General features: G+C 70.1%; 22 protein-coding genes, 5 tRNA genes and 1 pseudogene. 8 read left to right on the top strand and 20 right to left on the bottom strand.

Annotated elements, in window-relative coordinates; translation table 11 throughout:
* Positions 1-161: 161 nt before the first annotated feature.
* Together OH804_RS06175 and OH804_RS06170 are read right to left on the bottom strand one after the other, a co-directional pair.
* Positions 162-707: a GNAT family N-acetyltransferase gene (locus tag OH804_RS06175; protein ID WP_406063418.1), complete on the bottom strand. Its 546-nt coding sequence runs from the start codon at positions 705-707 to the stop codon at positions 162-164.
* A gap of 120 nt (positions 708-827) precedes the next feature.
* Positions 828-1,601 (bottom strand): hypothetical protein, encoded by a 774-nt coding sequence (locus tag OH804_RS06170; RefSeq protein WP_406063416.1) that lies wholly within the window; start codon positions 1,599-1,601, stop codon positions 828-830.
* Positions 1,602-1,945: 344 nt separating this feature from the next.
* Here OH804_RS06170 and OH804_RS06165 point away from each other — a divergent pair, with 344 nt between their 5' ends.
* Both OH804_RS06165 and OH804_RS06160 read left to right on the top strand, forming a co-directional pair.
* Positions 1,946-4,216, top strand: coding sequence for a glycoside hydrolase family 44 protein (locus tag OH804_RS06165; protein ID WP_406063414.1), 2,271 nt, complete (start codon positions 1,946-1,948; stop codon positions 4,214-4,216).
* Positions 4,217-4,456: 240 nt separating this feature from the next.
* Positions 4,457-4,891 (top strand): hypothetical protein, encoded by a 435-nt coding sequence (locus OH804_RS06160; protein WP_406063412.1) that lies wholly within the window; start codon positions 4,457-4,459, stop codon positions 4,889-4,891.
* A 35-nt stretch (positions 4,892-4,926) separates the two neighbouring features.
* Here the strand turns inward: OH804_RS06160 and OH804_RS06155 are convergent.
* From OH804_RS06155 to OH804_RS06105, 11 genes are all read right to left on the bottom strand, one after another.
* Positions 4,927-4,997: transfer RNA gene (locus OH804_RS06155), tRNA-Cys, on the bottom strand.
* A 9-nt stretch (positions 4,998-5,006) separates the two neighbouring features.
* Positions 5,007-5,077 (bottom strand) — tRNA-Arg (locus OH804_RS06150).
* Between the two features lie 5 nt (positions 5,078-5,082).
* Positions 5,083-5,166, bottom strand: a tRNA-Tyr gene (locus OH804_RS06145).
* Position 5,167: 1 nt separating this feature from the next.
* Positions 5,168-5,244, bottom strand: a tRNA-His gene (locus tag OH804_RS06140).
* 186 nt (positions 5,245-5,430) lie between these two features.
* Positions 5,431-5,503, bottom strand: a tRNA-Trp gene (locus tag OH804_RS06135).
* Positions 5,504-5,834: 331 nt separating this feature from the next.
* Complete coding sequence (locus OH804_RS06130) at positions 5,835-6,062, bottom strand: ferredoxin (protein ID WP_406063410.1); 228 nt, start codon at positions 6,060-6,062, stop codon at positions 5,835-5,837.
* Positions 6,059-7,288, bottom strand: a complete 1,230-nt coding sequence (locus OH804_RS06125; protein ID WP_406063408.1) for a cytochrome P450 — start codon at positions 7,286-7,288, stop codon at positions 6,059-6,061. Before OH804_RS06125 ends, OH804_RS06130 begins: the two co-directional genes overlap by 4 nt.
* A 355-nt stretch (positions 7,289-7,643) precedes the next feature.
* Entirely contained in the window at positions 7,644-8,165 is a 522-nt protein-coding gene (locus tag OH804_RS06120) for a hypothetical protein (RefSeq protein ID WP_196924038.1), read from the bottom strand.
* 202 nt (positions 8,166-8,367) lie between these two features.
* On the bottom strand, positions 8,368-8,865 hold the full coding sequence (locus OH804_RS06115; protein WP_196924039.1) for a hypothetical protein: 498 nt from the start codon (positions 8,863-8,865) through the stop codon (positions 8,368-8,370).
* Positions 8,865-9,383 (bottom strand): SigE family RNA polymerase sigma factor, encoded by a 519-nt coding sequence (locus OH804_RS06110; RefSeq protein ID WP_196924040.1) that lies wholly within the window; start codon positions 9,381-9,383, stop codon positions 8,865-8,867. Before OH804_RS06110 ends, OH804_RS06115 begins: the two co-directional genes overlap by 1 nt.
* 121 nt (positions 9,384-9,504) lie before the next feature.
* Positions 9,505-10,017 (bottom strand): hypothetical protein, encoded by a 513-nt coding sequence (locus OH804_RS06105; protein ID WP_406063405.1) that lies wholly within the window; start codon positions 10,015-10,017, stop codon positions 9,505-9,507.
* A gap of 610 nt (positions 10,018-10,627) precedes the next feature.
* Between OH804_RS06105 and OH804_RS06100 the strand changes: the two genes are divergently transcribed.
* From OH804_RS06100 to nhaA, 3 genes are all read left to right on the top strand, one after another.
* Entirely contained in the window at positions 10,628-10,762 is a 135-nt protein-coding gene (locus OH804_RS06100) for a hypothetical protein (protein WP_269215350.1), read from the top strand.
* A gap of 233 nt (positions 10,763-10,995) precedes the next feature.
* A complete protein-coding gene (locus OH804_RS06095) occupies positions 10,996-11,277 on the top strand; it encodes a hypothetical protein (protein ID WP_406063403.1) in 282 nt (93 codons plus the stop codon).
* Between the two features lie 151 nt (positions 11,278-11,428).
* Entirely contained in the window at positions 11,429-12,748 is a 1,320-nt protein-coding gene (gene nhaA / locus OH804_RS06090) for a Na+/H+ antiporter NhaA (protein ID WP_406063401.1), read from the top strand.
* Between the two features lie 15 nt (positions 12,749-12,763).
* Here nhaA and OH804_RS06085 read toward each other — a convergent pair whose 3' ends face one another.
* The 3 genes from OH804_RS06085 to OH804_RS06075 are packed head-to-tail and all read right to left on the bottom strand — an operon-like array spanning position 12,764 to position 15,566.
* Entirely contained in the window at positions 12,764-13,813 is a 1,050-nt protein-coding gene (locus OH804_RS06085) for a PucR family transcriptional regulator (RefSeq protein WP_406063399.1), read from the bottom strand.
* Positions 13,814-13,873: 60 nt separating this feature from the next.
* Positions 13,874-14,662: an ABC transporter permease subunit gene (locus OH804_RS06080; protein ID WP_196924045.1), complete on the bottom strand. Its 789-nt coding sequence runs from the start codon at positions 14,660-14,662 to the stop codon at positions 13,874-13,876.
* The gene (locus OH804_RS06075) at positions 14,640-15,566 is read right to left on the bottom strand and encodes an ABC transporter ATP-binding protein (RefSeq protein ID WP_406063397.1); all 927 of its coding nucleotides are present in this window, start codon (positions 15,564-15,566) and stop codon (positions 14,640-14,642) included. The genes OH804_RS06080 and OH804_RS06075 overlap by 23 nt, the downstream gene beginning before the upstream one ends.
* 208 nt (positions 15,567-15,774) lie before the next feature.
* Here OH804_RS06075 and OH804_RS06070 point away from each other — a divergent pair, with 208 nt between their 5' ends.
* Both OH804_RS06070 and OH804_RS06065 read left to right on the top strand, forming a co-directional pair.
* Positions 15,775-16,665 carry an ABC transporter ATP-binding protein gene (locus tag OH804_RS06070; protein WP_406063395.1) on the top strand — a complete coding sequence of 297 codons (891 nt, stop codon included), beginning with the start codon at positions 15,775-15,777 and terminating at the stop codon, positions 16,663-16,665.
* Entirely contained in the window at positions 16,662-18,263 is a 1,602-nt protein-coding gene (locus tag OH804_RS06065) for a hypothetical protein (protein WP_406063393.1), read from the top strand. Before OH804_RS06070 ends, OH804_RS06065 begins: the two co-directional genes overlap by 4 nt.
* 120 nt (positions 18,264-18,383) lie before the next feature.
* Here the strand turns inward: OH804_RS06065 and OH804_RS06060 are convergent, their stop codons facing one another.
* From OH804_RS06060 to OH804_RS06050, 3 genes and pseudogenes are all read right to left on the bottom strand, one after another.
* Positions 18,384-19,076, bottom strand: coding sequence for a class I SAM-dependent methyltransferase (locus tag OH804_RS06060; protein ID WP_406063391.1), 693 nt, complete (start codon positions 19,074-19,076; stop codon positions 18,384-18,386).
* A gap of 206 nt (positions 19,077-19,282) precedes the next feature.
* Positions 19,283-19,885: pseudogene (locus OH804_RS06055) on the bottom strand (DUF2064 domain-containing protein); the annotation flags it as partial.
* Positions 19,882-20,556: a glycosyltransferase family 2 protein gene (locus OH804_RS06050; protein ID WP_406063389.1), complete on the bottom strand. Its 675-nt coding sequence runs from the start codon at positions 20,554-20,556 to the stop codon at positions 19,882-19,884. The pseudogene OH804_RS06055 and the gene OH804_RS06050, both read right to left, overlap by 4 nt.
* A gap of 145 nt (positions 20,557-20,701) precedes the next feature.
* Here OH804_RS06050 and OH804_RS06045 point away from each other — a divergent pair, with 145 nt between their 5' ends.
* A complete protein-coding gene (locus tag OH804_RS06045; RefSeq protein ID WP_406063387.1) occupies positions 20,702-22,114 on the top strand; it encodes a hypothetical protein in 1,413 nt (470 codons plus the stop codon).
* Positions 22,115-22,139: 25 nt separating this feature from the next.
* Here the strand turns inward: OH804_RS06045 and OH804_RS06040 are convergent, their stop codons facing one another.
* On the bottom strand, positions 22,140-23,201 hold the full coding sequence (locus OH804_RS06040) for an NAD-dependent epimerase/dehydratase family protein (RefSeq protein WP_406063385.1): 1,062 nt from the start codon (positions 23,199-23,201) through the stop codon (positions 22,140-22,142).
* Positions 23,202-23,231: the final 30 nt, after the last annotated feature.

Raw genomic sequence — 23,231 nt, 5'->3', positions numbered from 1 at the left:
TGTCCGACAGCGACGACGAGGCTGCTTCGTTGCGACAGGACATCGCTCCTGCACGTTGGGGCGGGGGCGAGGTGGACGGTCGCGGGCGGGCCGATTCGGCCGCCGCCCGACGCTGGAATTCCGTGGCGTCCGCCGGGCTCGATGCCGCGATGCTGTTCGTCCTACAGGTCCATCGCGTAGACCCGGACCTGGCGGCCGGTGTCCGGCTGCACCGTTTCGCGCTCCAGCGACATCCCCAGCTTGACCATCACCCGCGCGGACGCCTCGTTGCCGACGACGTGGATGCTGACCAGCCGCCGCAGGCCGAGCTCGGCACGAGTGTGGGCGACGACGGCCCGGGCCGCCTCGGTGGCCAGGCCCCGCCCCCAGTACGCGCGGCCGAGCCGCCAGCCGATCTCCACGGCCGGCAGGATCTCGGGCAGGAAGGTCGGCACCGCCAGTCCGGTGAAACCGGCCAGTTCGCCGGTCTCCTTGATCTCCACCGCGTACAGGCCAAAGCCGTGCTCGTCCCACTGCCGCTGATAGATGGCCAGACGCTCCGCGGACGCGGCCCGGTCCAGGGTGCGGCCGTCATGGATGTAGCGCATCACCTCGGGCTGCGCGTTGACCGCGGCGAACCCGTCCAGATCACCGCTTCGCCAGCGGCGCAACAGCAGCCGCGGAGTCTCCAGGGACAGGGCATCACGAGAACTTGTCAGGTCAGGCACCACCCCTTCGTAGCATTTCGGCGCCCACGGGGCGATGGTTCAGCCGGCCGGGAGATGCCGCCGGCCAGCCGGCCAGGAAGGTGCCCGGACCGGTCGGACCGAGCCACCCGGGGCTCCGGATCAGCAGCCGAGCCGCTTACTCGAAAGGGCGACGTCGTCGATCCAGAGGTCGAACTCGCCCGGTGTCGTGCCGCCCTGGTAGAGCTGCCAGCCGATCTTCACCGTGTCGACCGTCGGCAGGACGAAGGGAACATCGTTGCCACCGTGGTCAGTCGTGGAGGCCGTCAGCTCCGGATTCGCCACGCCGTCGATCCACACCGCGACGCGGTTGTCCGCCGCGTCGATCTTCCACTCGAAGCACTGCCAGGTGTCCTCAGCAACCGGGGCGGATTCCCGCCAGTTGGTCCAGTCGCCGGTCGGACCACCGTCGGCGCCGACCCCCCAGAAGGTTCCGGGGACCGTGGGCGCGTACTGGCCGCCGACCGGACGGACGACCTCCGTGCTGCCGGTGCCGGTCGCTTCCACCAGTGTGAAGTGTGCCCAGTCCGGGGCCGTGGGGAAGGCATCGACGCGCAGACGCATCCGGCCGTAGAAGCGGTTGCCCGGCGCGGCGAAATCGTCGACGCGCAGGAAGGCGCGTCCGTTGTCAACCGTGTGGATGTGCAGCACCTGGTTGCCGCGACGGGCACGTTCGACGGTGAGCGTGCCGTGGCGGGTGTCGACGCCCCAGTTCAACGTGCTGGGACCCCCGGGAGGGAGTCGCTCGAAGTCCTCACAGAAGAGCAGGCCGCGGGGGCACGAGGGCGGGGAGGCCCCGGAGGCACCGGCCGGAACGCTGCCGACTGCGGCGCCGAGGATCAGGGCGGCACTGAACACCGCGAGAAAACTGCGCATCGTCATCCTCCAGGACGGCTGGTCCCCACCACAGGGGCGGGGCCAGCGGGAACTTTCCGGCCATGCGACGCTGAGGTGCTCCCGCTCGCTCCGCTGCGGCGCGGTTGCCTCCGCGCTGCGGCGTCCGAGCTGTTCCGGCACGACAGCACCAGCTCCGGTCGCATCGATGGGCGTCATTATAGGTGACGAGGCTGGCTTCGGCTGGCCGGCAGCCGGCCGACCGTCACAGGTCGAGTCGATTCGACATGATCCACAATGAGCCTTCCGGCGTTGACTCGGAGCCAGGAAGGCGTAACGCTGTGGGCGCGCTCCCATCGTCGAGCTTCTATTCGAAAGGAATGCTCGTGCGACCCACCACCGCTCTACTCCCCGTCGTGCTCGCCACGGCCCTCGGCGGTCTGGCCCTGCCGGAGCCCGCCATCGCCGCGACCGGCCCGGCGCTGACCGTGGACACCACCGCCGCCCGGCACCAGATCAGCCCGTACATCTACGGCATGAACTTCGCCGACCAGGCCCTCGCCCGCGACCTGCGGCTGCCGGTGCACCGCTACGGCGGCAACGCCACCACCCGCTACAACTTCCGTGCCGACACCACCAACCGCGCATCGGACTGGTACTTCGAAAACATCCCCAACGACAACCCAAGTCCGGAAGACCTCCCAGAGGGCTCCGAGAGCGACCGGTTCGTGCAGGAGAACAAGGCCACCGGCGCCGCCACCGTCATGACGATGCCGATGCTCGGCTGGATCGCCAAGGACCGGTCGCGGGCGTGTGGCTTCAGCGTCGCCAAGTACGGCCCGCAGCAGTCCACCGACCAGTGGGCACCGGACTGCGGCAACGGCACCAAGCCGGACGGATCACCGGTCACCGGCAACGACCCGGAGGACACCAGCGTCGCCGTCGGTCCGGAGTACGCCACCGACTTCGTCAACCACCTCAAGGGACAGTTCGGCGCCGCCGCCGACGGCGGGGTCCAGTTCTACAACCTGGACAACGAGCCGGACCTGTGGCACTCCACCCACCGCGACGTCCGCCCGACCGGGCTGGGCTACGACGAACTACGCGACCGCACCTACGAATACGCCGCCGCGATCAAGGCCGCCGACCCCGGCGCGAAGACGCTCGGTCCCGTCGGCTGGGGCCTGAACTCGATCATCTACTCGGGCCTCGACCAGGACACCTGTTCGCGCACCGGCTGCTGGTCGAACCCGCCGGACAAGGCCGCGCACGGCGGCCAGGACCTCGGCCCGTGGTACCTGGACCGGATGCGCGAGTACGAGCAGCAACACGGCACACGCATCCTCGACTACTTCGACGTCCACCTCTACCCGCAGCAGTCCGGCGTGTTGGGCGAAGCGGCCGGCGACGCCAACACCCAGGCGCTGCGACTGCGCTCGACCCGCCAACTCTGGGACCCGACCTACGTGGACGAGAGCTGGATCAACAGTCCGGTCCGGTACATCCCGCGCCTACGCGAGCTGGTCGACCAGCACTACCCGGGTACGAAGATCGCGATGACCGAATACAACTGGGGCGCCCACGGGTCGCTCAACGGCGCCCTCGCCCAGGCTGACGTCCTCGGCATCTTCGGCCGCGAAGGGCTCGACCTGGCCACCCTCTGGACCGCACCCGCCGCCGACCAGCCCGTGGCCAACGCCTTCCGCGTCTACCGCAACTACGACGGCAAGGGCGGCGCGTTCGGCGAAACCTCCGTCCAGGCGACCAGCGCCGACCAGGGCAAGCTGGCCGTGTACGCCGCTGAGCGGAGCGCCGACAAGGCGCTCACCCTGGTCGTAGTCAACAAAACCGGCGACGACCTGACCAGCCCGGTCGCCCTCACCGGCGCCTCCGCCAGCACCGCCCAGGTCTACCGTTACAGCGAGGCGAACCTCGCCGGCGTCGTCCGGGAGGCCGACCAGCCGGTGACCGCCGGCGGCCTCACGGCCACCTTCCCGGCCAACTCGATCACCCACCTGGTGCTGCCGCGCGCCACCACGCCCGCCGACACCCAGGCGCCGACCGCCCCGGGCAAGCCGACCGCCGGCACGATCACCGGCGACAGCGTCGCCCTGGCCTGGACGCCATCCACCGACGACACCGCCGTCACCGGCTACGACGTGCACCGGGCCGACACCACCGGCACCGTGAAGGTGGGCAACACCACCGGCACCACGTACACCGTCACCGGGCTGACGCCCGACACCCCGTACACCTTCGTGGTAACCGCCCGTGACGCGGCGGGCAACGTCTCGACGGCCTCGCCCGGCCTGACCGTGCGGACCGCGCCCACCGCCCCGACCGTCCGCTGCACGGTCGGCTACACGGCGACCAGTTGGCCGGGCGGCTTCACCGCGACCGTGACAATCAAGAACACCGGCACCACCGCGATCGACGGCTGGAAACTCGCCTTCGACTTCCCCACCACCGCCCAGAAGGTCGGCCAGGGCTGGTCGGCCACCTGGAAACAGACCGGAACGAGCGTCACCGCGGACAGCATGAGCTGGAACGGCAAACTCGCCCCCGGCGCATCCACCAGCACCGGCTTCAACGGCACGTGGAGCGGCACCAACCCGGCACCAACCGCCTTCACCCTCAACGGACAACGCTGCGGCTGACCTGAGAGACCCCTACTCCCCACCAGCGGAGCAGGCTGGAAGGGTCCGGGGCGCAGCAGCGCCCCGGACCCCGCCCCCTCCAGCGGCGGTCCGGGCAAAGCCCGAGACAGCGGCTCACCCACCCTGACCTGCGGCAACCCGGAGCCGCAGGCAGGGTGCGGATTGAGCGAAGCCCTCGCCGAGTAAACCTGAGTACGCCAACTCATGCCCGGCCAAGTTGAGCCAACCATGCTGGACCGCATGACGTCTGAGGCGGTCAGCACGGATCGACGGGGCACCCCGACCGTGGGACTCCTCGTTCTGGTCTGGATCTGCGCACTGATCGCGACCGCCGTGTGGTGGGTGGGCATCGGCCTGCAGCAGTGGAGCGTCAGCTACGGCGACCAGCCCGGCGCATTCGAGGACCTCAAACGTTGGGCGAGCGTGGCCCTGATGGTCGCCGCGTTGGTCGCGACCGCCGGACCGGCAATCATCGCGCTCGTCGCGTACCAACTCCGGCTCGTACGCACCGCAGTCGTCTTCCTGGTGCTGACCGTCGTGATCGGCGTGCCGGCCGTACCGATCGCCGCCCTCGCCGGCCGGGACCTCGATCCCGCGCCGGCAGCGACGACGCCCGGCCCGCCGGGGCACTGCGTGGAACACAGCGGCGGTGACACCCGCTGCCCCGGCGGCTGACCGAACCAGTTCTCTTCCACAATGGATGGCATTCGAGGCCGTGACCGGAATCGAACCGGCGTGCGCGGTTTTGCAGACCGCTCCCTGACCACTCGGGCACACGACCAGGCAGAAGCGCCCGCGGAGGGAATCGAACCCCCGACACCCAACTCCGGAAGCTGGTGCTCTCCCCTGAGCTACGCGGGCATGCGTGGGAGTGGAGAGATTCGAACTCTCCGAGCGCGAACGCACCGGGGTTACAGCCCGGCCCACCTCACCATCGGTGGCGCACTCCCTTGGGGTGACTGGAGGGTGCTGACCCCTCGTCCTCCGGTGCCACCGAGCCGGCGCTCTCCCAGCTGAGCTACAACCCCAAAGTCCGGGACCGGGGTGTCGAACCCCGTGTCTCTCGCTCCCAAAGCGAGCGGGTCAGCCGTCTCCCTCGTCCCGGAGGTAGTGCCCCCGGCCGGCCCATACCGGCGCCGGCCGGGGTACTTCTTATGCCATCCACTGTGGAGTTGAGAATTTGCAACGCCTCCGGCCGCAGCCGGGACGAAAAGCAGGGGCGGCAGGACTCGAACCTGCGACCTTCGGTTTTGGAAACCGGTGCTCTACCAGTTGAGCTACGCCCCTATGAAGTTGTTCCAGCAACGAGAAAGCCGCCCTATCCCTGTCGGGGTGGGCGGCTTCGCAGCTTGCGCTGGCGCTATTCGCGCCGCCACCCCGGCTTCCAGTTCTGCTCACTCGCGCACAGATCGTGGGCTCGCCCGATCGAGGGCAGTACGACACCGCCGCGCGGCATGAACCGCGTGGTTTCGGCGTAGGCGTACTGCAACACGGGGAACTCCTTGGGTTCGTTGGGCCGGCCTTGCTCATTCAAGGTAGGCGCTGTGTCGATCGAATGGCAACGGATATTCCGAGCCACCTTCATGTGACTGGCAGCCAGCTATAGGGGGTGTTCGGGTCACTCCTGGGGCGCGAGCAGCCGATTGTCGGTGGCGTCGTGGACCGTGATTGCCTCCCCCGGGCACGAGTCGGCGGCGTCGAGGATGACCTCTGCCGGGGCGACGACGTCGGCCAGCGGCGTGGACAGGCCGTCGACCAGGCGGAAGTGCTCGGGGGCGGTGCCGGCGCAGATGCTCGTGCCGATGCAGCGGCGCGTGTCCACGGCGATCCGCCAGGCGGTGCTCACCAGGCCACCGGCATGCTGAGCAGGCCCCGCACCAGCATGCCCCGCTTCCACTGCAGCTCGGCTTCCGGTACGGCGAGCCGCAATCCGGGCAGGCGGGTCACGAGGGTGGCGACGGCGACCTGCAACTCCATGCGGGCCAGCTGCGCGCCGACGCAGTGGTGTACGCCGTGCCCGAAGCCCAGGTGCGGGTTCTGCTCGCGGTCGAGATTCAGCCGGTCCGGGTCGGCGAAGACGGTGCCGTCCCGGTTCGCCGACGACAGTGAGCCGAGAACCGGCTCACCGGCCCGGACCAGCACCCCGCCGACCTCGACGTCCTCCTTGGCGTACCGGGCGAAGGAGGAGCCGACGCCGAGCGGCACGTACCGCAGCAGTTCCTCGACCGCGGCCGGCACCAGCGACGGGTTGGCCCGCAGCCGGGCGAGCTGGTCCGGGTTGTGCAGCAGGACGTAGACGAAGTTGGGGATCTGGGTCACCGTGGTCTCGTGGCCAGCCGCGAGCAGCCCTCCGGCCAGCTCGACCAGTTCGGTCTCGCTGAGCCGATCCTGATTCTCGTCGCGGGCCCGCACCAACGCGCCGAGCAGGTCGTCGATCCCCGGCTCGCGGCGGCGCTCGGCGACGAGATCACCCATGTAGCCCCAGAGATTGTTCAGGTACTCCTGGATCGTTTCCATTGGCAGGGATGTGGTCGAGACGATTGCCTCGGACCAGAGGTGGAAGCGGTCGCGGTCGGCGTACGGGACCCCGAGCAGCTCGCAGATCACCTGGATCGGCAGCGGTGTGGCGACGTGCTCCACCAGGTCGGCCGGAGGACCGAGCCGGAGCATGTTGTCGACCAGGGAGTCGGCGATCTCCTGGGTTCGGGGTCGGAGGGCCTCTACCCGACGTGCCGTGAACGCCTTCGCCACCAGCCGGCGTAGCCGGGTGTGATCGGGCGGGTCCATGGTCAGCATGCCGCTGTACTGCTGGCGCGCGGTGAGCCTGGGCTCGTCGCGGTGAACGGCTGGGGCGCGGCCGAACCGTACGTCGCCGAGGACCGTACGGACGTCCTCGTACCGGGTGGCGAGCCACGCCTCCTCGCCGTAGGGGAGTTTCACCCGGGTCATCGGTTCGTTCTCGCGCAGCTCGCCATAGGTCGGATCGACGACGAGGCGGTCGGGCACGCTGAACGGGTACGGCCGCGCGGGCGGAACGGTTCGGCTCTCGGTGGTCTGCGCGCTCTCGGTCATCCGGATTCCCTTCGTCGAGACGGCGTGATCCTCGGGCCGGTACGTTCGCACGGCGCCGGACTGCCAGCGTCCAGGGTTCATGGACAGCACACATCAACGCTCGGTAATCTTTCGATATCGGATCGTAGCGATAGATGTCGTTGATCGCCATGGAGGTTGGTCCACGTCCGTACGCGACAGCGTTCTCGTGGCGAACCGCCTGCCGTGCCTCGTCCCCGACGACCAGCCACTCCCCCACGGCGGTCGCCGCCGCCTGGCCCGGCCAGCCGAGGCGTGCAGCGGGGCGGCCCAGCAGGCTGCCTTCCGCTGGCGAACGACCGAGGATGTGGGAGACCTGAGGGACGGCTCGTAACTCTCAGGCCACCTGGAGTTGGTACGTCGCGGCGACGTGGAAGCCGTGCCCGTCGGTGCCGGCAAAGGCCACCGTATGGGGTCCTGGGGCGAGCGGGTCCACGCGAGCCCAGATGCCCCACACCCGCATGGGTACCCGGCGCCGGCGGCGGGTGACCGGGTTCAGGAAAGCGCCCCGGACGTCGAAGAGCTCTGTCACGTCGATCGTGGTGACCGGATGCGGCACCTGGTCGACGTGCGCCTCGCCGGTCGCCGCGGGCAGCGGTGGAATGTACGTACCGTGCGGGCACCACATGTTGAAGGCCGGGAAGAACAGCGGGCGCCCTACGGGCACGGTGCACCGGCGTTCGACGTTTCCGCCGAAGCAGCCGGCGAGGAACCACACGTCGTTGGGCTGACGGTGGTGCGCATGCCGGCCGGTCCGGTCCAGGATGGGGTTGCGGAACGGTCCGGTCGCGGCGGCCCACTGCACCCACCGGGCCGCCAACCCCTGCGGGCTGTCTGGCGCGTACGGAAAGATCGACACGCCGCAGATGCTAGCTGTGCCCGACCGGTCTCGCTGCCGCACGCGGCGTGCATCGCCTTCGCATGGCTGAAGGAGGTGGCATGACGAAGGGACCCGAGAGCCGGCGGCGTTGTGCCAGCGCGAGGTGCGCCCGGCTTAGCGACGGGCCTTGATGGGCACCCGACTGACGGCCGTCGTCGGCCGGGGATTTCCAGGCGGGCGTTCAGGAGGTGCAGAACGACGCCGGCTCGGTAAGGCCGAGGTCCTTGCAGTCCCATCCGGTGCCCTGGTCCTGGAATCGCCAGCCCGTGCCGGCGGTGTAATGGAACAGGTAGATGACGCCGCTGGCGTCCGGACGCTGCACGTCGGCCGCCGCCCACGTCTCGACGCACTCCACTGCCCTGGAGGCGAAAGTCCAGCCGGCCGGCAGCTCTACCAGGTTCCCGAGGGTCTGCGTCGATGGACAGGTGGGATTCTGGGGTCCGTCACTGGTGCGGGTGGATGCGGGTGGCGTCGGGGGGTCGGGCCGGTTCTGGGTGGCGAAGGCGACCGTACCGCCGATGGCGAACACCACCGCCGCGGCCGCGGCGCCGGTGGTGACCGCCCTCCGTCGTTGTACCTGGCGTGATTTGCGTAGGGCGCGCTCGTACATGTCGGCGGTGCCGCCGAGCTCGCTCAGATCGGACATGGCCTGCCGCAGGGGGCCGAGGTTGTCGGTCATCAGGCCTCCTCCATCACGGCCGAGAGCAGCTCCGGCGCTATCTGCCGCATGCGGGCCAACGCCTTGCTGGTCTGACTCTTGATCGTGCCGACCGAGCACTGCAGCAGATCCGCGGCCTCGGCCTCGCTGCGGTCCTCGAAGAACCGTGCCACCAGCACGGCCCGTTGCCGCTGGGTGAGTTGGGCGAGAGCCTGGTGCAGGGCGACCTTGAGATCGGTGCGGCGAGCATGATCGCTGCCGGGCTGAACCACGTCGGCCAGCTCGCCGGGCAGGGACTCGGCTATCTTGCGGCGCCGCCACCAGCTCACGTGCTGGTGGTACATGGCGGTACGGGTGTACGCCTCGAAGTGCCCGGGATCATGTAGCCGGCGCCGGCCCCGATGCGTGCGGGCCAGGGCATCCTGCACCAGGTCCTCGGCGAGGTGCCGGTCGCCGGTCAGCAGGAACGCCGTCCGCAGCAACGCCGACGAGCGGGTCCGCACGAACTCACAGAAAAGATCGTCTATGGAGTCCGCCATGCCCCGCTCGTCCCCCCACGTACCCCAAGTCCTTCAGGCAGCGGCGGCGTCGATGCGGCCGGTTGACTGTGGCGCACACCTTAGCTGGTGTGCGCCACAGCAAGGACTGGGGTCTCCTGGGTCAGGAGATGCAGAACGGCGCCGGCTCGTTGAGGCCGAGATCCTTGCAGTCATATCCGCTGCCGTCGCCGTAGTACTTCCAGCCCGTGCCGGTCACGTAGTGGAACAGGTAGACGCCGTCTCCAGCGGTCGGGCCTTGCGGATCGGCTCCCGCCCAGTCCTTGACGCACTGGACACTGCCGAACGTCCAGCCCTTCGGCAGCTCCACCAGGCCCGCGAGGGTCTTCGCCGAAGGACACTTGGCACTCGTGGCCGGCTTGGTCGCCGGCTTGGTCGTCGTCGCCGGATCCGAGATGCAGAACGGCGCCGGCTCGTTGAGGCCGAGGTCCTTGCAGTCCCATCCGCTGCCCTGGTCGTAGTACTTCCAGCCCGTGTCGGCCACGTAGCGGAACAGGTAGACCCCGTCACCCGCGGTCGGGCCCTGCGGATCGGCCGCCGCCCAGCCCTTGAAACAGTTCACCTTCCCGAGAGACCAGCCCTTCGGCAGCTCGACCAGCGTCTGGAGGGTCGTCACCGAGGGACATTCGGCAATCCCGGCCGCCGGGGCATCGGGCGACGCACCGGGGGTGCCAGTGGCCGCAGCAGCCGACGTCGGAGCAGGTGCGGTTGGGCTGGGGCCGGACGGCGTCGCGGAGTCGCAGGCGGACAGTCCAATAAGGACAGTCGCAACGGGCAGCAGCAGAAGGTGACGTGCAGACATTTCCGGGCCCCTATGGCTCGTGGCGATCATCGCTTACATCCGGGTACATGCGATCCGTCGCCCGCAGGTTGCCGCCAACGAGATTTTTTCTTCAAGATCTTTCGGCGACCCCGCTCAGACGGTGTTCACCGCAGGTCATGCCCAATGACGTCTCGCGCCCGTCAGCCACGGCTATCCAGATGAGGGTGGGTGACGCAGCCAGTGACGGAGATCCCTGGGCGGCGACCCACGGTGGCGAGGGGCGACACGAGCCATTGCCCCAGCAGCGGCGATGCACTCCCAACGTCCGCAAGAGCTGAAACAGCGTAGGGTCGGCGTGCAGTGAAGACTTCGCGCCCGCCGCGCGGTACTTCCGTCACCTGCACGCCGCGATCAGGCGAGTACCACGCTGCACGTTCACCGACCTGCTTCAGGAGGTTCGATCATGTCCAAGGACTCGACGACCAAGGCGAACGTCAAGAAGAAGGGTAAGACGATCAAGGAGAAGCAGACTGCGAAGCGCCTGAAGCGCGACGAGCAGAACGGGCAGTCCTCAAACATCGTGCCCACCGGCCGCTAAAGCCGGCAGCATCGCTCAATTATCCGAATGCGGCGATGAAGGTGGGGGCTGACGATCGTCGGATCCCCACCTGCCGCTGCGGCCGCAGAGTTGCGGCAGGTGGCAGTGGCCCGGAATTGTGGATGTGTCCGGCGAGCGCCAGCTTCTCTCGACGAGAACGTCATCGACGAGAATGAGGGGCGAAACTTCACCAGAAGCAAGGGCGAATTGATAAAGGCACCAGCCGGCGGTACGTGGAAACCATCGACGCTATCAACCCTGCCTCGGTCGCACACCAGCTTCCGCCTCGGACTCCTGCCCTGCTCACCTGCGGAACCATCGACCAACAGGTCCCGTGCCACACGACCACGCCGCTGGCAGTGGCGCTGGAGCGGGCGCACACCAGCGGGCCCGGCCGAATCGTGCTGGCCGGCGTGGCTCACGATCTGGCCGACCCCGCGAATCCAGACGTGCTCGCCCCGGCGACACTCGATGCGCTGCGTCAGTTCATGAGATGCGGTACCAGGCGCGAATGACCCCCAGGCTGCACGCTGCCTGGCCGTGGATGACACGCTCCCGTCCTCAGGGGCGGTGACAGGCTGATGGTCGTCGTTTGGCTAACGTAGTAGCCGGTGTGCCGGGAAGACTGGTCGGCGACTTCGTCACCGACCCCACCGGAGGACCACGATGAGCCGCCCCCCGGCCAACCGCACGCCACTCCTGCTCAGCCGCAGGAGTTGGCCTGAGGTACGCCGCATCGGAGACATTCTCCGGACCGAAACGGTCGGTGGGGTGCTGCTGCTGGTCGCCGCCGTGCTTGCCCTCGCCTGGGCGAACTCCCCTTGGTCCGACGCGTACCGCTCGCTCGCTGACGTCACAGTGGGCCCCGAGGCGCTGCATCTGGACCTCTCACTGGCGCAGTGGGCCGCCGATGGCCTGTTGGCGATCTTCTTCTTCGTCGCCGGGTTGGAACTCAAGCGCGAGTTCGTCGCCGGTGACCTGCGCGAGCCCCGCCGGGCGATGCTGCCCGTCGCCGCCGCGCTCGGCGGTATGACGCTGCCGGCGCTGATCTATGTGGCGTTCAACGTCGGGGCCGGCGACGGGACCTTGACGGGGTGGGCGATCCCGACCGCCACGGATATCGCGTTCGCCCTGGCCGTGCTCGGAGTGATCAACACAAGCCTGCCCTCGGCGATGCGGACGTTTCTGCTCACCCTCGCGGTGGTCGACGACCTGCTGGCCATTGTGATCATCGCGGTCTTCTACACCAGTACCCTGCACTTCGGGCTGCTGCTGCTCGCGCTGGCCCCGATGGCGCTGTTCGGTCTGCTGGTTCAGCGCCGGGTGCGGTCCTGGTGGCTGCTGCTGCCGCTGGCGGTCACGACGTGGGCGCTGGTGCACGCCTCCGGGGTGCACGCCACCGTCGCCGGGGTCGCGCTGGCCTTCACCGTGCCGGTGCTACGCCGCAAGCCGGGACCTGGCCCTGGCCTGGCGGAGCACTTCGAACACCGAATCCGGCCCCTGTCCGCGGGGGTCGCGGTACCGGTGTTCGCGTTCTTCGCCGCCGGAGTCTCGGTAGCCGGGGCGGGCGGTCTCGGCGCAACCCTGACCGACTCGGTCGCCCTGGGCGTGATGGTGGGGTTGGTGGTGGGTAAGTCGGCTGGCGTTCTCGGCGCCAGCTGGCTCGTGCAGCGGTTCACCCGGGCCCGGCTCGCGGAAGGGCTGACCTGGTGGGACATGGTGGGGTTGGCGCTGCTGGCCGGAGTCGGTTTCACCGTGTCCCTGCTGATCGGTGAATTGGCGTTCGGCGCCGGCACCGAACGCGACAACCACTCCAAGATCGGCGTTCTGCTCGGGTCGCTGCTGTCGGCGGTGCTGGCAACCGTCGTTCTACGCGCTCGTAATCGGCATTACCAGGGGGTCTGCGCGCTGGAGGAGCGCGACAGCGACGCCGACGGGGTGCCAGACGTCTATGAGGAGCAGCCGACAAAAACGACGCCGTCCTGATCCGGCGCTCCTGGGCTATGGCGGCCAGCCGAGCAGTCGAGCGCCGAGTACAGCTGTCTGCAGGGTGAAGCGTTGGGTCGGCTCGCCGGGGTGGTAGCCGGTCAGGTCCCGGATGCGGTCGAGTCGGTAGGTGACCGCGCGGACGGACAGGTGCATCTGCCGCGCTGTCGCGGTGTGGTTGCCCTGGTTGTCGAAGAGCACGGTCAGGGTCTCCAGGTACGGCCCGGCACCGCCGCGCGCCGCAGTCAGTGGCCCGAGGACCGTGGTCACCAGGTCGGTGATGGCGTCGCGGTCACGCAGCAGCACGGGGAACACCAGCAGGTCGGCAGCATTGAGTACGGGCGTGGTGAAGCCGAGCCTGACGGCGTAGTCGAGGGTCTGGCGGGCCTCGTCGAGGGATGTGGCCAGGCCATGGACACCGGGTTGGGTGCGGCCGACGGCGATCTGCCAGTTACCCGCGCCGAGCTCAGTGACGAGCAGGTGGGCGAGTTCGGCAGCGATGCCGCGTAGGCCACCGGCGCTGATGCAGACCACATCGCCGTCGCGGAGGGTGGTGAGGGTGTTTCCTTCGCCGAACCTGGAGGCCAGTGCGCCATCGATGCGGTGGGTGATACCGGGAGTCAGGCCCGCCGCACGGGCGATGAGGACGGTGTGGGTGGCCGACAGGCGGATGCCGTACCGGTGTGCGCGCTCGGCCAGACCGCCCGGGTCGGCGCGGCCGGTGAGCAGGTCGTTGACGAACGCGGCACGTTCGTTGTCGTGGCGATCCAGCTCGGCGCGGTTCTGCCGGGTGTACCCGTCCACGGCGTCGGTGAGCAGGACACGGGCGGTGTCCAGCAGTGTCTCGGCGCGGGAATGCACGGCGACGGCGGTGTCGGTCGACGCGACCGGGGTGGCGCTCCAGTAGGCGGTGGCGGCAGCCAGCAGACCGGTAACGAGCTCGGGCAGCGTCAGCCCCTCATCCGCTGCGCGGGCGCCCAGGTTGACCGCTGCCTGACGCCGGGCAGTGGCCGGGACGTACAGCAGATCCTGGCAGTTTGCCGCCAGCCAATTGGCGTCGTTCATGGGCTGTTCCTTGTCGGCGTGCTGGTGGCCGCCGGTAACCGGAGGCCACCAGCCTCAGGTTTACACACCGATGTCGCGGCGGTCGAACACGATGACTCCGGCGGTCGTGGCTGCGGCACCGAGGAGCACGAGGGCGAGAAGCTCGGGCGGGTGCCAGCCGGTGTGCAGCGGGTCCGTGCCGATGAAGTAGTGAAACGGTGACAGCCAGCGCACCCAGTGCCACCCGTCGAGCATGCCGCCGATGGCGTTGGCCATGTAGGCGGCCACGGCAAGGCCACCGGTGATCGCGAGGACGGCAGCCCGTTTTCCGGTGGCGGCGCCAACGAGGAAGGCGACGCCGGCGAAGCTCCACACCAGGGCGACCAGGCCAGCGGACGCGGCGGCGACGTTGGACAGGGAGATGTCCATGCCGATCCAGGGAACAATGATCATCAGCAGGATCCCGGGGATGGCGGCGATCCCGGTGAGTGCGCTGCCGGCTGCGGCCACCCGTTGCCAGGCGAAAGCGGTGCGCGAGACCGGGTTGGCCAGCATCAGCTCCATGCCGCCGTCCTCCTCCGGCCGAGCGATCGTGCGGGCAGTCAGCGTGATGGCGCCCATCAGGACCAGCAGTGGGCCGATCAGGCTGAAGATGGTCGCCTGCAGATAGCCGGCGGGCGACAGCATGTCGGCGATGCCGAGGAAGTCCAGCATGCCCTGGGGCAGAGCGTCCTGCTTCAGCTCCGCGGCTCCCTGAAACTGGCTGTAGAAGGAGGTGTAGATGGCGGTGAAGGCGGCGACGCCACCGGCCCAACCGATCAGTGCCAGGCGGTCGTCACGCCAGGTCTTACGCACCAGCGCGGGAAGCATCGCCGGCTCCTTCCCCGTGGTAGTAGAACGACAGGAACGTCTCTTCCAGGTCGGGTTCGGCCGACAACATGTCCACCACCTCATGACGCGCCGCCGCCTTGATCAGCGGGTCGATGCGGCCGTCGACGGTGCATTTCAGCACCGGGCCGGACACCACCACGTCACTGACTCCGGGCAGGACACTGAACTCCGCCGGGTCCACCGGGTCGTCGAAATGAATCTCGACGGCGCGGACCGCCCGCTTCCCCAGTGACTCAACCCGCTCGACCGCGGCCAACTGGCCGTCGCGGACGATGGCGACCCGGTCGGCCGCCTGCTGCACCTCGGTCAGGACATGAGAGGACATGAAGACGGTCTGCCCAGCACCACTGGCGTCGCGGACCATGGCCAGGAACTCCTGCTGCATGAGGGGATCCAGCCCACTGGTCGGCTCATCCAGGACCAGCACCGCCGGCCGGTGCATGAACGCCTGCACCAACCCGACTTTCTGCTTGTTGCCCTTACTCATCGTCCGTACCGAGCGCGAGAGGTCCAGGTCCAGCCGCTCCGCGAGGTCGGTCACCTGCGACCAGGCCACGCCGCCGCGCGCTGCGGCGAAGAAGCGCAGCAGGTCCTCCGCCTTGTCCCGCCCGGGAAACACGAGCTCGCCGGGCAGATAGCCGATCTGACGGTGCAGTGCGGCCTTGTCCCTGCGCGGGTCGAGCCCGAGCACAGTCGCGCGCCCACGAGTGGGGCGCAGAAAGTCCAACAGCAGCCGGATCGTGGTGGTCTTCCCGGCTCCGTTCGGCCCAAGGAACCCCACCACCTCCCCGGCCCGAACCTCCAGGCTGAGACCCTCGATACCGCGACGCTGACCATAGAACTTGGTCAGGTCCTCGGTGAGTAGGGCGATGTCGCTTGTCATGCCCCCATCGTCGCGGGCTTTCCGTCCCGGCATCAGGTCAGCATCCGGTCGACATACCGCTGATGCCGTTGCCGAACATCGGAAGGTAATAGCCCGAATGCCAGCCCGGGCGGGCGGCGCGCCCCGACCGCCGGGAGTACTCTCGCATCAGGTGCGCCGGGAAGTCTGGTCGGCAGGTCATGTCGTGCTGCGGCTTCTGGAGGCTCCGATGGGCGTTTCTGCCCTACGCACCGAACATCTGTCCAAGCGGTACGGGCGGCTGCTCGCCCTCGACGACCTCACCCTCGACGTCGCGGCGGGCGAGGTATTCGGGTTTCTCGGCCCCAACGGCGCCGGAAAGTCAACGACGATCCGGCTGCTGCTCGGTCTTGCCCGACCCACCTCCGGACGAGCGTGGATCTTCGACACCGACGCCGCCGATGTTGCCGCCGCCCACCGCATGCTCGCCTACGTGCCGGCGGATGTGGCGCTGTGGCCACGGATGACCGGCGCCGAGGTGCTGGACCTGCTCGCCCGCATCGGCCCCGGCACCGACACCGCGTACCGCGACGAGCTCATCCAACGATTCGCGCTCGACGTTTCCAAGCTGGCCGGCACCTACTCGACGGGCAACCGGCAGAAGGTCGCTCTGATCGCGGCGTTCGCCACCCGGGCGCCTCTGCTGGTGCTGGACGAGCCAACCAGCGGCCTGGACCCGCTCATGGAACTGCAGTTCCGACAGGCGGTCGGGGTTGCCCGCGACAATGGGCAGACGGTGTTCCTCAGCTCCCACCAGCTCGCCGAGGTCGAAGCCGTCTGCGACCGCGTCGGCATCCTGCGCGCCGGCGAACTGGTGGAGGTGGCCTCCGTCGCACAGCTGCGCCGACTGCACCACACCGAGGTTGCCGCGACGTTCACCGGCACACCACCGGACCTCGACGGCGTCCACGGCGTCCACGACCTGCACGCAGACGGCGCCGCGACAGTGCGGTTCGCCCTGAGCGGCTCCCCCGCCGCAGCGCTGCGCGCCCTGGCCGACGCAGACGTGGCGACGATCGTCGTCCGGGAGCAGAGCCTCGAGGAGATCTTCCTCGCCTACTACGGGCAGAACGCCCGATGATCGCGACCACGGCGGCAGCAGCCGGCCCGGAGCGGGTGCTCAGAGGGCTCGCAGTGCGCCAGGTGCGCCGTGGTGCCGTGGTCGTGACCGCTGTGTGCGCGGGCATGTCCGCCCTGGTGGTGGTCGGCTACCACAGCGAGGCGCTGGATCCGGCGGCCCTGGCGGCGCTGGCCCGCAACCCGGCGATCCGCACCCTGTTCGGCGAGCCGATCGCGCTCGATCAGGCGGGCGGGTTCACGGTGTGGCGCACGGGCACCGTCCTGGCGGTCCTGCTCGGAGTGTGGGCAATGCTGGCCGCCACCCGGATCACCCGTGGGGAGGAGGACGCTGGCCGGTGGAGCTTGTTGTTATCCGGCCGCGTCACCCTCGCCGAGGCGGTCCGCCAGCACCTCGGTGTGCTGGCCGTCGTTCCGGTCCTCGTTGGCGCGGCGACCGCCGCGGCGATGATCGCTGCGGGAGTGGACGCCACAGGTTCGTTGGTGCACGGCACCGGCCTCGCTGTTGTCGGGCTCTTCTTCGTCGCCGTCGGGGGCGTCACCGCGCAGATGTTCGTCAGCCGGTCGGCGGCCAACGGTGTCGCGGCGGCCGTCCTGGTCGTCGGGCTCCTCACGCGGATGGTCGGCGACGGTGTGCCCGCGCTGGCCTGGATTCGGTGGCTGTCCCCGTTCGGGTTGTTGGCGTTGACCCGCCCGTTCGACAGCAATCGAGGGCTGCCGGTGTCGGTGCTGGCGTTCGCCGCGGTGCTGCTACTGGCCCTCGCCGGTCGGCTTGCGGCTCGGCGTGACGTCGGCGCGGCGATTCTTGCTACGGCCGGCAGCCGGCCGGCGCGTACCGCGTTGCTCGGTTCGGTGCCCGCCTTCGCCGTACGGCGGACCGTGCGGCCGCTGGCCGCATGGTCGGCCGGGATCGGCGCGTACTTCCTGCTCCTGGGCCTGATCGCCCGGTCCATGGCCGAGTTCCTGACCGGCAACCCCGAGTTCGCGACGATGGCGGCCCAGGCTGGCTTCCCGGCGCTCGACACGGTCGAGGGCTACGCGGCCACCCTGTTCGCGCTGTTGGCCGTTCCGGTCGGGGTGTTCGTCGCCGTGCGGCTCGCCGCGGTAGCCGCGGACGAGAATGCCCGGCGTCTCACACTGCTGCTGGCCGCACCGGTGACCCGGGTACGGCTGATGGCCGCCGAAGCGGCCGTCGCTGGCTGCGCCGCGCTGGTCCTGATCACGGCGGCCGGCGTCGCCATGTGGGCCGGTACGGCCACTGTCCATGCCGGCCTTGGGGCCGGCGACGCGCTCGCCGGGGCCTGGAACGTCGTGCCGATTGTGCTGCTGTGTCTGGGAGCTGCCGTCCTGGCGCTCGGATGGGCACCACGCGCCGTCGCGGCTATCGGCGCCCTTCCGGCCGCCGGCGGGTTCCTGTGGCAGGTCATCGCCGACAGCATCGACGCGCCCTCCTGGATCCGTGCGCTGTCCCCGTTCGCGCACCTGGCCACGGTGCCGGTCACCACGCCGGCCTGGGTCGCGGCGTCCGTGATGGCCGGCATCGCCGCGGCAGGAGTGGTCGCCGGCACAATCGGCTACCGCCGGCGTGACCTGGTTGCCTGACCAACCCCATCACCAACTCATGCATGTCGGAGGGCCGGTCCCCGCTGTGGCTGGCGGTTCACGCGCGGCGGCACGACAACGCCTCCCGCGCCGCCGGGCAGATGCAAGCCGGCACTGACCTCACCTCATCGGGGTGGCCGCGCCAGAGCTGTCCTCGGCCAACTCGGCGAACCAGCGGCGGTCGCGGCGAAACACCTCGGGGACCGTGAACCCGGCGGTGGAGGCCACCCCGGTGACCGCCGTGGTGTCGAGCCGGGCCCACCGGAAGGGTGGCCCGAGGCGCGAACCACCGCCCGCGGCCTGGAGGGCCAGTTGGGCCTGACCGCGCCAGAGTCCTGGGCCTGGTGCTTCGAGTTCGACGAGCACGGTGCCGCCGGGGCGCAGCAGGTCGTGGCACCGGCCGAGGAGGGTGACGGGGTCACCGCCGATGCCGATGTTTCCGTCGATCAGGAGCACGTGAGCCCAGCGCCCTTCTGCGGGCAGTGGGGCGAAGACGTCTCTCTGGAGGGCGATTGCGCCTCGGGCCCGGGTCAACCGAACCGCGTGCGCGGAGATGTCGACTCCGACGGCGGTCAGCCCGGCCCGGGTGAGTGCCAGTGTGAGCCGGCCTGGACCGCAGCCCAGGTCGAGCGTCGGGCCGGTGCATCGGGCGACCAGTGCGGCCACCGCCGGTTCGGCTGGGCCGTGCCACCGGCGTACCGGCAGGCGGCTGCGCCAACCGTTGTCGCCGTGCACCAGCCAGTGGTCGTCGGTGCGGCGTCGCAACGCGCTGCCGAATGCCTCGGTCGGTCTGGCCCGGATGCTGCGGCTCATCGAGGGATCCCGGGCGTCAGGCTGCGCTGAACCGCCGCGACGTGGCGCGCGAAGCGGCTGCCGGTACCGTGCCGCGCCGGGCGGGCCTCCAGGTGGGCGGCTTCTTGGCCCCCGGGCCGCTCCGGCAAGACTGCCGCGGGCCGCCCGGGACGACCGTCGGCAATCACGTCGGTCGACCATGTCGACGCATCGCCGGACGTCGACGCGGCCACCGCGAGTGCGTCGGCCCACTCGTCGACGTCTCGAAGCAGGGGTAAGGGATCTACCCGCAAACCCCCGTTGCGTAGGGCCACGATGGTGTGGTGCCCGGTCAGCGCGGTGGACATCGGCACGGCGCGAAGCACGGCGGCGTACCGGGGGTTGTGCAGGCCCAGGGCCCACCACCCGCCGTCGATGGCAGGGCCGAGCACGGCGTCGGTGAGGGTGAGGCGGTGGACGGCCGCATCGAGCTGCGCCGACGTCAGCTGTGGCGTATCCATGCCGATCTGGAGCACCGGTCGACCCGGGTAGTCGTCAGCCACGTCGGCGTGAGCGTTGGCGAGACGATCGCCGAGGTCGGTGCCGCGCTGCGGCAGGATCTGCCAGCCGGCGGTCGCCGCGGTCAGCTCGGCGGCTTCTTCGGCGTCGGCCAGCCGACCGTGCAGGGCGAGGACGGGTGTGACGCCGGGAGTGGCGCGTACGGTGTCCAAACTGTCCAGCAGTGCCGCGGCGGCGATCCGGGCCGCCTGCAGGTGGCTGGCCGGGGGGCAGAGACGGGTCTTCACTGCACCCGGCACGGGTGCCTTCGCCATCACCAGCAGGACGGTCACCGCGATCGCTCCACCGTGCGCAGGACCCCGGCGAAGTCCCGGGTCGCGCGGAGCGTGCCGCGTACCGAGCCGGAGACCTTCGACCGGGTGCCGGCAGCGCGGTGCAAGTACCGCACGTCGAGTTCCCGGATCCGCCAGCCCGCGGCGGCGGCGCGGATGAGTAGTTCCAACGGGTATCCGAAGGCGCGGTCGGTGACTCCGAGGCCGAGCAGCGCTTCGCGGCGGGCCACCCGAATCGGGCTGAGGTCGCGCAGCGGTATGCCCCGCTGCCGCAGCAGCGCCGCGACCAGCGCGGTGCCGGCCCGGGCATGCCACGGCCAGACACCGGCGGCGACGGGCCGGCGACGACCGACCACCAGATCAGCCGACCCGCTGGCCACCGGCGCGACCAGCGCCGGGAGTTCGGTGGGATCGAAGGAGCCGTCGCAGTCGAGCACACAGACCAGTGCGCCCTGCGCCGCCTCCAGGCCGGTGTGTACGGCGGCGCCGTAGCCCCGGCGCGCTTCGTGGACGACCCGGGCGCCGTGCCGGGCCGCGATCTCCGGTGAGCCGTCCCGGGAGCCGTTGTCCACCACGATCGCCCGGTAGCCGGGTGGCAGGGCGGTCAGGACGCCGGGTAGCGCCGCGGCTTCGTCGAGACACGGCAGTACCACGTCGATCGGTGATGGCATACCGGAAACGCTAGGACGCCAAGCCGCCCTGGATGGGCGAAATCGAACCATCAGCGATTCTGCCAGCATCGCCCGTTCATCGAAGGGTGATGTCCTGCCCATTCCCGCACCACCGGGCCGGCGATGGCCGTACCGTCCGGTCGTCATGAGAGTGCTCGCGCCCCTGCGCCGGGGACCGGACGTGCCCGCCCGGCGGGTCGACGCCGACCTCGTGGTGCTCGGCGTCGAGGTGGCGTTGGTCGCCGCTGCGGTGGCGGTGGGCGTGCTGCTCAACGCGCGCGGTGTCGGTCTACACGCCGACGCCGCGCCGCTCTACGCCAGCTGGCGTCCGCACCTGGGTTGGGGTACCCCGGCCGCGCTGCTGGTCGCCACCGGGGTGATCGGCTGGGGTGTCCAGTGGGCCCGGACCGCCGGGTGGGGCCGGCTGCTGGTCGCGGCCTACGTCGCGGCGGTGGCGTGGACGATGTCGTTGGCGCTGGTGGACGGCTGGTCGGCCGGTTTCACCCGGCGACTCACCCCGCAGGCCGAGTATTTGCACGAGGTGCCCCGAGTCACCGACATCACGGCCATGCTGGCCGGCTTCAGCGCCCGGATCCTCGATTTCCAGCCGCACGCGTGGTCCACCCACACCGCCGGCCATCCACCGGGGCCGCTGCTGCTCTTCGTCGGGTTGGACCGGATCGGTCTCGGCGGCCCCACCGTCGCCGCCCTGGCCTGCGTGCTGGTGGGAGCGACAGTCACCGTGTCGGTGCCGGTGACGCTGCGGGCCCTCGGCGCGGAGGAGGCCGCCCGCCAGGTGCTGCCGTTTCTGGTGCTGCTGCCCGGCGCGATCTGGGTGGGAGTTTCGGCCGACGGCATCTTCGCCGGTGTGGTCGCGGCGGGGCTGGCCCTGTTGGTGGTGCGGGGAGTGGCCGCCGCCGCGGTCGGGGGCCTGTTGCTCGGCTTCGCCCTCTACCTGTCATACGGCCTCGTACTGGTCGGCGTCCTCGCCCTGGCGGTGGTGGCACTGCGACCGCGGGACCGGTGGCCGGCGGTGCTCGCCGCACTGGCCGGTGCCGGTGCGGTGGTTGCCACCTTCACGTTGGCCGGTTTCTGGTGGCTGGACGGCTACCACCTGGTGGTTGAGCGGTATCACCAGGGCTGGGCCGCGGAGCGCCCGTACGGCTATTGGGTGTGGGCGAACGTGGCGGCGCTTCTGCTCTGTGCGGGCCCGGCGCTCGGGCCGGCGCTGCTCCGGACCGCGCACGCGTCGATCGGTCCGGCGCGGACCGTTGCGAGGCGATGGCGCTGTCCTGACCGCGCCCCGGTGATCGCCTGGTTTGACGCCCTGCGGGGAGCCGGGCCCACGATGCTGCTGCCGCTGGTCGCCGTGCTGGCGGTCGTCGTGGCTGATCTGTCCGGGCTGAGCAAGGCGGAGGTGGAACGGATCTGGTTACCGTTCGTGGTCTGGCTGCTGGTGGCCGCCGCCCACCTGCCGCCGGCTGCCCAACGGCTGTGGCTGGCTGGGCAGGTGCTCACCGCTCTCGCGGTCAGTCACCTGCTCTGGACGGTGTCCTGATCCGGCGGTAGGTGGTGCGAGAGTCTCAGGCGGTGAGGGCGGCCGGTTCCCGTAGCGGATCGGTGGCGAAGGCGGCCACCCCCTCGGCGAACCCGACCCGGGCGGTGTAGCCGAGCAGTTCCGCCGCCCGCCGGGGGTCGGCGACCACGTGTCGGACGTCGGCCGCCCGGCCACCACCGGCGATCTGCGGCGCCGGCCCAGCCATCGCCTCAGCGAGGGCGACGGCCAACTCACCCACCGTGTGCGGCTCGCCCGAACAGACGTTGACCGGCACGAGGCCCAGCGGTGGCGAGGCGGTCAACGCCAGCAGGTTGGCCCTGGCGACGTCGGTGACGTGGACGAAGTCGCGGCGCTGCCGGCCGTCCTCCAACACCCTCGGCGGCAGACCCTCCGCCAGCGCGGACCGAAAAATCGAGGCCACACCCGCGTACGGGGTGTCCCGGGGCATCCGCGGGCCGTAGACGTTGTGGTAGCGCAGCGCCCAGACGCTTCCGCCGGTCTGCCGCGCCCACGCTGCGGCCAGGTGTTCCTGGGCAAGCTTCGTGGCCGCGTACGTGCTTCGCGGCTCGAGTAGCGCGTCCTCGGGCACCAGAGCTGGCGAGAGGGTGCCGGCGCAGTCCGGGCAGGTTGGCTCGTACCGGCCGGCGGCCAGATCGGCGATGCTGCGGGAGGCGGGCCGCACGGTGCCGTGCGTCGCGCAGACGTACCGACCCTCGCCGTAGACGACCATCGAGCTGGCCAGCACCAGCCGGGTCACACCGGCGCGGTACATCGCAGCGAGCAGCACCACTGTGGCGTAGTCGTTGTGGCTGACGTAGTCGGGGGCGTCGGACGGGTCCAGCCCGTGTCCCACCATCGCCGCCTGGTGACACACCGCGTCCACACCGGGAAGAAGCCGGTCCAGCAGCGGGGCGTCGCGGACGTCACCGACCACCGGGGCGTGCCGCCGGGACCACTCGGGGATGTCCCTGCCGTGTGCCTGAGGCAGCAGCGCGTCGAGCGCCACCAGGTCGTGGCCCTCGGCGACGAGCAGGTCGGCGATCTGCGATCCGATGAAACCGGCCGCGCCGGTGAGCAGTACCCGCATCCCGGTGACCGTAGACCGCACTCGGCCCGG

The organism is Micromonospora sp. NBC_00860 (genome assembly GCF_045207375.1).
GTDB lineage: Bacteria > Actinomycetota > Actinomycetes > Mycobacteriales > Micromonosporaceae > Micromonospora > Micromonospora vinacea.
Note: the sequence above shows the minus strand (reverse complement) of the source record. Positions and strands in the feature narration are given on the sequence as shown.